The 10,946-nt window shown below is 67.6% G+C and carries 9 protein-coding genes and 3 pseudogenes; 5 read left to right on the top strand and 7 right to left on the bottom strand.

Annotation, left to right across the window (positions count from 1 at the left end; all coding sequences use genetic code 11):
• On the top strand, positions 1 to 702 hold a 702-nt coding region (locus ACFWJW_RS03780), incomplete at its 5' end, for a LysR substrate-binding domain-containing protein (protein ID WP_387234433.1).
• A gap of 95 nt (positions 703 to 797) precedes the next feature.
• On the opposite strand, the pseudogene ACFWJW_RS03775 reads toward ACFWJW_RS03780, so the two are convergent.
• Together ACFWJW_RS03775 and ACFWJW_RS03770 are read right to left on the bottom strand one after the other, a co-directional pair.
• Positions 798 to 908 (bottom strand): annotated as a pseudogene (locus tag ACFWJW_RS03775) (hypothetical protein); the annotation flags it as partial.
• A 45-nt stretch (positions 909 to 953) separates the two neighbouring features.
• Positions 954 to 1,766, bottom strand: a complete 813-nt coding sequence (locus ACFWJW_RS03770) for an FG-GAP and VCBS repeat-containing protein (protein WP_387234430.1) — start codon at positions 1,764 to 1,766, stop codon at positions 954 to 956.
• Between the two features lie 260 nt (positions 1,767 to 2,026).
• Between ACFWJW_RS03770 and ACFWJW_RS03765 the strand changes: the two genes are divergently transcribed.
• Positions 2,027 to 2,425: a hypothetical protein gene (locus ACFWJW_RS03765; RefSeq protein WP_387234427.1), complete on the top strand. Its 399-nt coding sequence runs from the start codon at positions 2,027 to 2,029 to the stop codon at positions 2,423 to 2,425.
• Positions 2,426 to 2,560: 135 nt separating this feature from the next.
• Here the strand turns inward: ACFWJW_RS03765 and ACFWJW_RS03760 are convergent, their stop codons facing one another.
• Both ACFWJW_RS03760 and ACFWJW_RS03755 read right to left on the bottom strand, forming a co-directional pair.
• Entirely contained in the window at positions 2,561 to 2,725 is a 165-nt protein-coding gene (locus ACFWJW_RS03760) for a hypothetical protein (protein ID WP_387234425.1), read from the bottom strand.
• Between the two features lie 408 nt (positions 2,726 to 3,133).
• On the bottom strand, positions 3,134 to 3,763 hold the full coding sequence (locus ACFWJW_RS03755; RefSeq protein WP_387234422.1) for a GNAT family N-acetyltransferase: 630 nt from the start codon (positions 3,761 to 3,763) through the stop codon (positions 3,134 to 3,136).
• 1,589 nt (positions 3,764 to 5,352) lie between these two features.
• Between ACFWJW_RS03755 and ACFWJW_RS03750 the strand changes: the two are divergent.
• The 3 genes and pseudogenes from ACFWJW_RS03750 to ACFWJW_RS03740 all read left to right on the top strand — a co-directional run bounded on the left by ACFWJW_RS03750 (position 5,353) and on the right by ACFWJW_RS03740 (position 8,646).
• Positions 5,353 to 5,701 (top strand): annotated as a pseudogene (locus tag ACFWJW_RS03750) (carboxymuconolactone decarboxylase).
• Between the two features lie 919 nt (positions 5,702 to 6,620).
• Positions 6,621 to 6,890, top strand: coding sequence for a hypothetical protein (locus tag ACFWJW_RS03745; protein WP_387234419.1), 270 nt, complete (start codon positions 6,621 to 6,623; stop codon positions 6,888 to 6,890).
• Positions 6,891 to 7,200: 310 nt separating this feature from the next.
• Entirely contained in the window at positions 7,201 to 8,646 is a 1,446-nt protein-coding gene (locus ACFWJW_RS03740) for a protein-glutamine gamma-glutamyltransferase (RefSeq protein WP_387234416.1), read from the top strand.
• A gap of 561 nt (positions 8,647 to 9,207) precedes the next feature.
• Here ACFWJW_RS03740 and ACFWJW_RS03735 read toward each other — a convergent pair.
• The 3 genes and pseudogenes from ACFWJW_RS03735 to ACFWJW_RS03725 all read right to left on the bottom strand — a co-directional run.
• Positions 9,208 to 9,350: pseudogene (locus tag ACFWJW_RS03735) on the bottom strand (IS5/IS1182 family transposase); the annotation flags it as partial.
• Between the two features lie 258 nt (positions 9,351 to 9,608).
• Positions 9,609 to 10,289 carry a hypothetical protein gene (locus ACFWJW_RS03730; RefSeq protein WP_387234413.1) on the bottom strand — a complete coding sequence of 227 codons (681 nt, stop codon included), beginning with the start codon at positions 10,287 to 10,289 and terminating at the stop codon, positions 9,609 to 9,611.
• Positions 10,290 to 10,378: 89 nt separating this feature from the next.
• Positions 10,379 to 10,729, bottom strand: coding sequence for a SpoIIE family protein phosphatase (locus ACFWJW_RS03725; RefSeq protein WP_387235092.1), 351 nt, complete (start codon positions 10,727 to 10,729; stop codon positions 10,379 to 10,381).
• Positions 10,730 to 10,946: the final 217 nt, after the last annotated feature.

Raw genomic sequence — 10,946 nt, 5'->3', positions numbered from 1 at the left:
AAAAACAAGCCCGGGGTGCTGGTGGTGGGGTGCCCGGTGATATTACGGACCACCCGCTGTGGGTTGCGCACCGCCGCCGGCGGTCAGCTCCACGAGGAGGCGCAGCAGATCCTCCGGTCCGTCGCAGCGGTGGTCCGCCGCGTACAGGACGTCGATGCAGGCGTCCAACGGCTGGTGGTCGCCTTCTCTCCGGGACTGCACGTATCGGAGGCGATCCGGGCGTTCACGTCGCACCACGCGGACGTCGAGATCGACGTCGTCCCGGCACGCTGGTGGGAGCAGGACCGGCCGCTGCGGGACGGCCGGGCCCAAGTCGGCTACCTGCGGCGGCCGTTCGACGAATCGGGCTTGCGCATCATTCCCATCGGTCACGATCCCAGGGTCGCCTGCATGCCCGCGACGCACCCTCTGGCGGGCCGTCCGGAACTCACCTCCGCAGACCTCGACGGCGAGCGGATGCTCGACGCACCGCAGCGGCGGACGTCGTCGCTGGAAGAAAAGTTCGAGCTCATCGCCTCCGGGTACGGCATCGCCCTCATCCCGCTGAGCGTCGCGCGGTCCTGCTCCCGCCCCGACCTCGTCCACCTCCCCGTCACAGACGCCCCGGGGCTCGAGACCTGCCTGGCGGTTGCCACGGACCGGCGCGAGAGACTACTGCGCGACTTCATTGAGATTGCCACCGCGACACTGCGGCCTGCTTGAGCGGCTCGCACGCCACGTTCTGCGCGACCGAGCACGCAGTCACGCCATTGCACACCGGTTCGCAGCCGGTGGAGAATCCCGTCGATCACCTGCCGGTGATGCCGGCACAGTCCACAACGCCGGTTGGTGACCGGAAGGAACGGCTGCAGCCGTTCCCACTCGGCATCAGTCAGAACACCCGCCCCATGTCGGCAGCGACGACCCACCAGCCGACAGTCACGTGATCTGCCGAACAGGCCCAGCGTGCGGGCCTACTTTGCCGGGTTCGTCAGCTCCGTGCCGAAGCGGCCCTTCATCGCCGGGGAACCCAGGTCACTGGGGTCGATGAGTGACGAGTTCTTGGCGCTCAGCCCGTCGGTGCCCGCGTACAGCAGGGCCGCCGCGCCGACGCCCTTGGTGCGGTTCGGGATGCCCACGGCCAGGTCCGCCTTGCCGTCACCGTTGTAGTCGGCCGGGGAGACGGACGTACCGAACTTGTCGTTGCCCTCCATGGAGCCGGGGACGCCCTCGGTGTCGAGCGAGAAGGTCTGCGCCCCCTCGTCGGTCAGCCAGTTCTCGGTGCCCTTGAGCACGTTGATGGCACCGGCGTTGTTATAGCCCCCGGGCGCCTCGGCGCCGGTGTTGCTGACCACCAGGTCGTCGTGGCCGTCGCCGTCGAAGTCGGCGAGCCGGATAGCCTCGCCCTCCTGCGCCTTGCCCTTCCAGTCCACCGGCTTGTCGGAGTCGAGCCCGTCGGCGGTGCCGGGGTAGGTGCGCAGCTTCTGCTCTTGCGGACCGTCCGAGAAGCCGGTGTCTGTGACGACGTCCTCCTTCCCGTCGCCGTTGATGTCGCCGACCACGGGGCGGTGGTGCGCGAACGGCAGTGGGATGTCCTTGCCCAGCGGCGTGCTCTTCAGGCCCCGGGACGAGCCGGGCAGCACGCCGAGCGTGCCCTCGTCGGAGGGCGAGTCCTGGGAGGCGACGGTGACGAGATCGGTGTAGCCGTCCCCGTTGATGTCGCCGGAGGCCAGGTGTTCGACGCTGACACCGCCGCCGGGCGGGGAAGAGCGGGGAGGCGCAAGCAACCACTGGAGCATCAGAGAGTGAGCGCCGGCCCAAGCTGAGAGTTTCCCGCGTTGCCGCTTACATCAAGGAGGGAATCGAAGGCAAGGAGCAGGCCGAGGAGGGGCAAAAGCCCCTCAAGGATCTGCGTGGCCCGCACTTGGACATCACGTTCGAGAACCGCGCCCCGGGTCCGTCTCTGATCACCAAAGCCACGTTGCGCCTCCGCGAGGCGGGAAGCTTGCCGGGATGCCATCAGATCGGAGGGGACCTGTCCATCTCCATGAACTACGACTTCCCCATGCCCGACAAGCTGCCGAAGACGCCTTACGAGAAGGCGAAGGACATCAGCTTCACGGTCGAGGACAACAAGATCGACCGCCTGACGCTCACCGTGGGGCCGGAAAACCATGGATGGGAGAACCCCTGGTACGGGGTGGCAGACATCGTCTTCGAGCATGACGGGACCAAGGCGACTGTCGGCCCCATCGCTGTGGTCGACACAGGAGGTGATGCAGAGTTCCACCCCAAGGACGACACGTGGGTCATCAAGAACGTCACTCGCCCCGCCTGTCTGGACGAGACAGCTGCCCTGGTGAACCGCCTCATGGCCATTCCTGATGTCACCGTCTCGAAGGAATTGACGTCACTACGAGACAAGCTCACCTCCATGGGCCACTGAGCTCCCGCCCCGCCCCGCCCTGCCCTCGCCCGCCTGAGCCTGCTGCATCGGCGCTCCTGGAGGAGGACCAGGAATGCGCCCCCGCGGGACCGGACGCCTGGGGCTGACGTCCGGCGCGTCTGGACAGGCGCGCGGTCAGTTGGTCATGACGAAGGCGGCGATGAGGAAGATCATGGGGAGCAGCACGAGCGCACCCGCGATGGCCGCCACGATGAGGACGGTCTTCATCACCGTCTCCGCAGTTCGGTGGTCGGGGACGGGGCGCACAGCAGCTGGGGGACCGTCTTCGTGTTCAATCACGGAGTCATCCTGCTGGTCGCGGTGGTGGCCGGCCATCCGTAGAAGTACTCACGTTGACGGCCACCCCACACCACCCGGTAGAAATCGACACGGCACGCACTCGGTTGGCGTCGCCTCGGTGAGCAGGCGTGTCGCCCCTCCAAAGAGAGACGTCATTCAAGGACTGCAGCGATGCGCGCGTTGGAGCGTCCGCGCGCGGCGTGCAGGACGACCTGCGCGCACCCGCAGCCGGTGCTCGGTCTTCCGGAGCCCGGACGTCGCGGCTGGGCGCGGCATCCCATGCCATGAGCACCGGGTGGAGACAAATGGCCCTGACCGCAGTTGTGTGAAGGCCAGAGCGGCGACTGTCCGGGGGCTGTCGGCGCTCTTTGGATTCGGCCGCCCCCGTGTACGGCCGTTGCTCCTGCTTCAGGGTCGGTAGACGCACTCCGCCAGCGTCGCGTGCTTCTTCCAGCCCAGCGTCTCGTACAGCGCGCGCCCGGCGTCGGTCGCGCCCAGAACGCCGAGGACCGCGCCCGTCTCCAGGGCGTGGTCGGCAAGCGTACGCATCACGAAGTTGCCCAGCCCGCGCCGCCGATGGGCCTCCTCGGTCACCATCCGATCCACGACCACGGCTTCCCCGAGGGATGCCATCTGCCCCTGGGCCGCCTGCTCGCCCGCCGCATCCAGCACCCGAGCATAGGTGACGGCTCCAATGGTTTCCACGGTGGCGGTGTACCCCTCAGGCGCGACCGGGTCCGTGGCCATCAGGTCAACGGCCATCAGATGGCCGTTCTCCTCCCAGGCCCACCCCTGGGGCAGCCAGGACTCGATCTCCTCCGGCTCTGCGGGCATCTTCATCCAAGTCCGCGGCACGGACACCGAGGCCGCGGCGCTGCGAACCAACGACTCCTCGGCCTCGGGCAGGACATGGCGTCCCACTTCGTCGGGGTTGTCGGCCACCTCGATATAGAAGCCCCAGGGCTTCTTGACAGGCGGGGGCGTCCGCCGGGACACGGCCCAGCCCGCCACCCAAGTCCTGGCTATGTCCGCGATCATCAAGCCCTCCCGAGGCTGTGACCGTACTAACGGCCACGTAATAGGCAGCAGTCGGGGTCACACGTTACGCCGCGGTGCAGTCCGCGGCATCTGCTTTGCCGGGGTGCAGATCCTGAAGGGCAGTCATGAAGTTCACAAACAGCAGAACCGCCACCAGCCAGCGACCATTACGAGCACACCGCCGCCCTACCCACCGGCGGCCCCGAAGGCACCCCGGACTGCGCCTGCGGCCTCTACCCCGCCGACCCCAACATCTGCCCCGGCACCGCGCATGAGACAGGCTCAGGCGTCAACCCCCGAAGGATTTACGGAGCGAACACTAAGGGCGGTCCCGCAATGTTCCTGTGGAGCGGCGTCGCGGGCTGTTGTTGACCGGCGGGAAGTCAGTCCAGGTCGGTCGCCCATGTTGCTCAGCGGCTTCACGGGCTTGTTCGGCAGCCCCCATTCAGTCAGCCGGCGCCGCTGCGGCCTCCCATAGAGGCGTCAGCAGCGGTGCGTCTGATAGCCCTCAGGCCGGCGGTGCGGCTTCGCGGCATACGGATTCAGCGTCCGTCCACGTCCACCAACAGCACTGGGCGCTTCAGCTCGTCCCCCTTGGCTCTGCATCGCACGATATCGGCCGATGACGAGACAACCCAGTGAAATTCTGGCAGCTAGAGATGTCCGTAAGTCTGGGCTCTGGAGCGGTGAGACGATCTTGACGCAGGCCCCGCCTCACGGGGAGAGCTCCCTTCGTTGCTGTCCCAGTGAGGCGGGGAGCAGCGGCCGGTACGCCTCACCGTGACGGATGAGGGGAGCAAGCCAACACATCGGCACGTGAGGAGCCTTCGCGGGCACATCTCCGCGTGTGCGGGGAGCAGCTTCGTGACCTGCATCGTTGCACGCGCACGGCACGGTTCTGAACCACTTCCACCAACCGCGACCGTTGCGACATTTGCACGTTGGTGCCGTCGTGCGGGAAGTAGGCCGGCGGGCTCGACCGACGCCCGGCCAGGGCGGGGGAGCAGTACGCGTCGCCATCCTGGTTTCGTTCGCTTCTGGCAGCAGTGTTTGTCTGCTGCGTTGAGCGGCAGTTGCGGATCTTGGAGCCCGTGGCTGTTCACGAGAATTAGCAGCAGGCGGAGCGGCCGGCCGGCTGTAGGGCTTTGGTCATCGAGGCGGTTGCCAGGGCGATCTGTCGCTATCGTGCTCCAGTGACTGGCTCGGTGCAGCGTCCGCTGCTGTTTCTCGATGTCGATGGACCACTCATCCCCTTCGGCGCGGTGTCCCAGGCGTCGCGACCGGGAACGGCCGGGCAAGCGGTGGGAGCGGCAGCGGGAAGAACCGGTAGCCACGCGGCCACCGGGCACGCGGAGAGGACGTCTCCCGTGCCCTCCGGCCTGGCCGGCACCGGCCTCAAGACGCACGACAGGCGACGCCGGACAGCGCCACGAAAGGCACCCCCAGAGGGCCAATTCGTCTCCGCAGCTGACATGCGCAGGGCCCGGGAGGCTCCTACGGTGAGAGGGGTACACGCCGGCGCACGGGACACACGCCGTTCCCGGCAGATCGGGCGTCGGCTTCGTAGGACACCGGAAGGCGGTCCCCACATGGCCACTGCGTCTGACGCTCCCGTTCTCGACACCATCGCCGCCATGACCATCGATGCCCTCGAGCGCTGCGGCATTCGGGACGCTCATCCTCACCCGTATCGCCGCACTCGTGGCCATGGACGCACCAGCGATCTCCTACCTGGCACACGTCGACCCCGCGCTCAAGGCCCGCCTGACGAGCGAGCAATTGCAGGACGTTCTCGTGGCGATCGCTCCCGTCGTGGGCACGGCATGTGTCATGTCGGCCGGTTACATCGCCGAGGCATTCGGCTTCGTCATCGCGCTGGCCGATTCCGAAGCCGAACTCATCGCGCAGGCGGAAGCCCGGAGCAGGAAGAAGTCCTGAGCTCAGAGCGCGGGGTTCGATTCCCGTCAGCCATTCCATAGTTGAGGCCCGGGTCGGAGACCTGGGCCTTGTTCGTTGCCCGGGGTCGGACCAGGCGTCCCGCACCGGATCCGCACCGATGACGAAGCTCGTGGAAGCGCAAGCCGTCCGGCACGCCGACGAGCGCACGGATCCTGCGCCTCTTCCTCCCAAAGGCGGACCGTCGGAACACCACAAGCCGCTTCCCACACCCGACTTGGTGGCGCCGGCCGCACGACGGCCGGGCACACCCCCGCCCACCGCAGGCGTCGCCCCCGCTTCGTGCGCCGAGGCCGGGGTCCGCGAGCGGGAGGTGCAGGGCATGAAGACGTCGTCGGCGGCATCGGCCGGGCCGGACAGGCTGCGACGGCATCTGGGGGTATTCGATGTCCGGGCCCAGGTGAACAGGGGCCGGGTCGCCTTCGCCGATGCACACTTCAGCGGCGCCAACGTTCAATGGGGCCGCCCCCGGCCGCCTGAGGACGGGACGGGCTGAACTCCGGCCAGACTCTCGAGTGAGTACTGTCGGAACCGGCCCACCTGAGCTGATGAGCCCGCGCGCGGGCGGCCGTCGCCCGCGCCGGTCTCCTTGTGTCCTGTGCCATCGAAGTTTGAGTACGTGTCAGTCGACGACAACGACGCACGGTGTCGAGCCTTGGTCGGCTTACCGTCGCGGGCGGAGGAGGGAGTGGCGGTCTTGGCCCCGGTGTTGTTGGCCGAGCAGGCGGGCGGTGCGAGGAGAGCGGCGGCCGTGAGGCCGAGGGCGGCGACGATGCGAACGCGCACGCTGGAACTGACCCCTTGGTACTTGGTGACGGGAGGTCAGTACGGCTCGTGGGCCCGGTGGGGTCGTAGGAGTGGGGGTCAGTGGCCGAGGTGCCGCAGGCAGTCCTCGAACGTCATGGGGCTCTTCGTCCCGGGCGGCGACGACGGCTTCGACCGCACGGTGGGATTCTCGACAACATCGGTACCGGCCTCGCTGCGAACCACACGCCATGAGCAGGGGAAACGCCGCCGCATCGCCTCCCCACGGGCCGGCTCCTGCATGGCCGGATACGGCCTGCGTGAGAGATTGGCCGACTTTGAAACCGCGTTGTTGCCGGGGGGCTGGCGCGGGGACATGATCACTGCTCGTATCAACCTGATCACTCATCCGGGAGCCGATACGTGATACGCCCCACCGCTTTCCGTGCTCTTCCTGCCGTCGCTGTCACCGCGGCCCCGCCCTGCTCCTCGCCCAGGGAGTGCAGGCGGCTGGCCCGACGCCCGTCGCCCCGGCGGCCGCCGCTGTCGGCCGTCCCGGCCAGGTCCGCCTGGTCGGCGCCGACTTCATGCGCTCCCGCCCGCGCGTCGGGGTCCGCTACGGCGACCCCGGCCCTTCGGAGCGGGCCGGCGTCGTCCCTTCGGCGGCGACGCTGATGTAGCGAGGCACCGGTGCCGCCCGTGCCGCCCGTGCCGGGCGGTCCGCCGGCCGCCAGGTCATGGCCGGCGACCGCACCGCCACCGCCATCTCCCGCCTTTGCCGCATCTCCTTCCGCCTCGTGGCGGCGTTCCATTCTGTCGCCGCCACCGCGCTCAGGACAGCGCGGCTGCTTACCGCGAACCCCTCATGTGTCGTTCGCTCGCATGCCCGTTTCACGGGAATCCACAACAAGGGAGTTACTGATTTCATGTACAAACGCCGGAGTTTACTCGCGTTCGCCACTGTGGGTGCGCTGATATGCACCGCCGGAGTCATGCCGTCGGTCAGCCATGCCGCCAGCGGCGGCGACGGGGAATGGGAGGGGTCCTACGCCGAAACGCACGACCTGACGGCGGAGGACGTCAAGAACATCAACGCGCTGAACAGAAGAGCTCTGACTGCGGGTCAACCCGGGAATTCGCCGGCGGAATTGTCGCCGAGCGCCAGTGCGCTCTTCCGGGCCCCCGACGCCGTCGATGACAGGGTGACCCCTCCCGCCGAGCCGCTCAACCGGATGCCTGACGCGTACCGGGCCTACGGAGGCAGGGCCACTACGGTCGTCAACAACTACATACGCAAGTGGCAGCAGGTCTACAGTCAACGCGGCGGCAACCCACAGCAAATGACCGAAGAGCAGCGAGAACAGCTGTCCTACGGCTGCGTCGGCGTCACCTGGGTCAATACAGGCCCCTACCCGACGAACAAACTGGCGTTCGCGTTCTTCGACGAGAACAAGTACAAGAACGACTTGGAAAACAGCAGACCGCGACCCAACGAGACGCAGGCGGAGTTTGAGGGGCGCATCGCCAAGGACAGTTTCGATGAGGGAAAGGGTTTCAAGCGGGCGCGTGAGGTGGCATCCGTCATGAACAAGGCCCTGGATAACGCGCACGACGAGGAGACTTACATCGGCCACCTCAAGACAGAGCTCGCGAACAAAAACGACGCTCTGCTCTACGAGGACAGCCGCTCGAGCTTTTACTCGGCGCTGAGGAATACGCCGTCCTTCAAGGAAAGGGATGGAGGCAACTACGACCCGTCCAAGATGAAGGCGGTGGTCTACTCGAAGCACTTCTGGAGCGGGCAGGACCAGTGGGGCCCCTCCGAGAAGAGGAAGTACGGTGACCCGGACGCCTTCCGCCCCGGCCAGGGCACAGGTCTGGTAGACATGTCGAGGGACAGGAACATTCCGCGTAGTCCCGCAAAACCTGGCGAAAGTTGGGTCAATTTCGACTACGGCTGGTTCGGGGCTCAGGCAGAAGCGGATGCCGACAAAACCGTATGGACCCACGCCAACCACTATCATGCGCCTAATGGCGGCATGGGCCCCATGAACGTATACGAGAGCAAGTTCCGGAACTGGTCTGCGGGGTACGCGGACTTCGACCGCGGAGCCTACGTCATCACGTTCATACCCAAGAGCTGGAACACCGCCCCCGCCGAGGTGAAGCAGGGCTGGCCGTAACAGAGCCGGGCACGAGGGCCGGGCCACCCGGCCCTCTCCGCCGGCCCGCCACACGCCGGCAGTCATCCCGGATGTGTTACGGAGCGCCGGAGGTGCGCTCGCCCCAGCGCTTCGGGGAACTGGCGGCACCTGGGCAGCGCAGCGCGGAGAGAAGTGAAGGGCACGAGCCGGGCGGCGCATGCCCTTCAGCCATCCGCGGGGAGCTGATGGATGCGCAGTTCAACGAACAACCGGCTACGGCGGTCACGCCCGTGCCGTGGCGGTGGTGCTGCTGGGGCTCAGGTGCGTTGCGGCCCTGTGCTCGCCGACTGCCCCTGGAACGGGGGCGGGCACAGGGCCACCGGACTGTGAGGGCAGGCCGTGACGACGGGCGCAGCACGCACCGCACCCGTCGTGATCTCCAGCCTGCTGCGCTGGGAGCGCGGGTGCCTCGCCCACCTCGGAGGCGGGCGAGGCAATTACGTACACCTCGGTGTTCATCGGTCCTCTGTCCGGGAACCCGTGATGAACTAGCCGGAGCCGTTGGCTGCCGGATCGAGAGGCGGCGTGAGCTGACCCAAAAGGGCGTCCGCCGCTCAGCCGCGGAACGCGAGGCGTGCGAGGACTGGGATGAGCTGTGGGGAATCGCCCCACTGGCCCGGCGTAATGGGGAACGCGAGGGGGCGGAGTCTTCCTTCACTGATCAGATGGATCTTGCAGGTGAGTCAGCATCGGGAACGTCCCGACTGCGCGGCGATTTCGCCCCGCCTAGAGACCATCACCGATCAGTGGGCAACGGAGGGCCGACCGCACGCCAATGGAGGATCGTATGGGGCGGTACACGGCCTGACCTGCGGCGTCATCGCGAAACCACTGCGGACCAGGGGGAATTACGCTCGTAGTTCTCGCTGGTCCGCAGTGTTGTCCATGCCCTGTGCCCTGGATGTCCCCGCCGATGGCACATCCAGGAGGGGCGCCGGACGTCAGTGCTGCTGGGCCTTGCGGCGGTGGCGGAACGCGAGGTAGCCGCCAGCTGCGAGGAGCATGGCAGCTGCCGTGGACAGCAGGCCGACGGGAGCGCCGTTGCCGGTCTCGGCGAGGTTGCCGCCGCCCTGTGCGGACGGGGAAGCCGAGGGCGCAGCAGGCGCTGGGACGGCGCTCGAGGCGGCGGACGACGTGGGCGAGGCGATCGACTGCGCGGGGCTGGACGGGCTAGCGGATGCCGACGGCTTGCCGCCGTCAGGCTGGGTGGTGTCGTCCTCGCAGTCGGTCCAGAAGACCTTGTGCTTGGCCCGGCCGTGCTCGCCGTCAAAGTTCCACAGCAGCTTGTAGTGGCCGTCGGGCAGGGACAGGTCCTGCGTACGGCTGTGCCCCTTGTCGTCGAGTGTCAGGGAACCGGTCTTCACGGTCGTGCCCTTGACGCCGGCTGTCGGGGCCCAGGTTTCGATGTGCCAGTCGACCTGCTGGCCACCGTCGAAGCCGAAGGCATCGAGGTAGAAGGTGCACACGTGGGGCTCGTTCTTGCGGAGTTCCTCGCCGGTCTTGGCGTCGTGGATCTTCACGGTGCCGTTGTCGCCGGGCGTAGCGGCGTGCCCAAAAGGGGCGAGTAGCAGGGCCGCGGCCACGGCTGCCGTGAGCGTGCCTGCGGAAACAAACGGGCGCATGGGCATTCCATCGGGGAAGAGGAGGGTTGCCGTGGGGGGCGGCTCAGCTTCCTGCGCCCCCAGGAGACCGTCAAGGTACCTCAAATCACTTATGCCACATAGGGCATTGCTCGCCCCATTAGTCCCGCATAACGATTGGGTACGGGCACCGCTGCCCTCACTGCTTCCTCGGTGGGAGGTGGTGGGCGGTGGATCGCGACGTGGGCGGCGTCGCCGCGATCCAGACGACCGCCGACGTGGGTGGGGAGGTCGCGCCGGATGTGGTGCAGGAGTGTCTCAGGGGAGCTCTCGACGCACGGGACGGCCCGTTCCGCGGAGAGGTAGAAGACTCCATCTCGGTCGCGGGCTTCGATGACGCCTTCTGTGTAGAGGAGGAGACGATCCCGGCGGGAAGGTGCCGGTCTGGGCGTGGTGCTGGGCAGGCGGGAGCCGTTGGCCATCAGGCCGGTCATCTGGTCCGGGGCGTCCCCTCCGGAGGCCGGGGCCTTCCGGCTGTGACAGAGGAGCGCTGGTGGAGTCCGCTGTTGACAGGTGCGCGGTCCTCTCGTAGAGCAATGTGCTGCCGGGAGCGTGGGCCGGTCCGGCTGCTGCAACTCGGCGCACTTCGGGAGCCGAGTTCGTCCAGGACCAGACGGTGCAGCGTGGCCCACGCCCGTG

Source organism: Streptomyces sp. NPDC127097, from assembly GCF_042724075.1.
GTDB lineage: Bacteria > Actinomycetota > Actinomycetes > Streptomycetales > Streptomycetaceae > Streptomyces.
The sequence above is the reverse complement of the archived record's forward strand: the minus strand, read 5'-3'. Positions and strand labels throughout refer to the sequence as shown.

Excerpts from the sequence above, each read along its gene's own strand:
- ACFWJW_RS03765 (WP_387234427.1), top strand. The coding sequence starts at position 2,027 with ATGAACTACGACTTCCCCATGCCCGACAAGCTGCCGAAGACGCCTTAC.
- ACFWJW_RS03755 (WP_387234422.1), bottom strand. The coding sequence starts at position 3,763 with ATGATCGCGGACATAGCCAGGACTTGGGTGGCGGGCTGGGCCGTGTCC.
- ACFWJW_RS03745 (WP_387234419.1), top strand. The coding sequence starts at position 6,621 with ATGGGGCTCTTCGTCCCGGGCGGCGACGACGGCTTCGACCGCACGGTG.
- ACFWJW_RS03740 (WP_387234416.1), top strand. The coding sequence starts at position 7,201 with ATGGCCGGCGACCGCACCGCCACCGCCATCTCCCGCCTTTGCCGCATC.
- ACFWJW_RS03730 (WP_387234413.1), bottom strand. The coding sequence starts at position 10,289 with ATGCGCCCGTTTGTTTCCGCAGGCACGCTCACGGCAGCCGTGGCCGCG.
- ACFWJW_RS03725 (WP_387235092.1), bottom strand. The coding sequence starts at position 10,729 with ATGGCCAACGGCTCCCGCCTGCCCAGCACCACGCCCAGACCGGCACCT.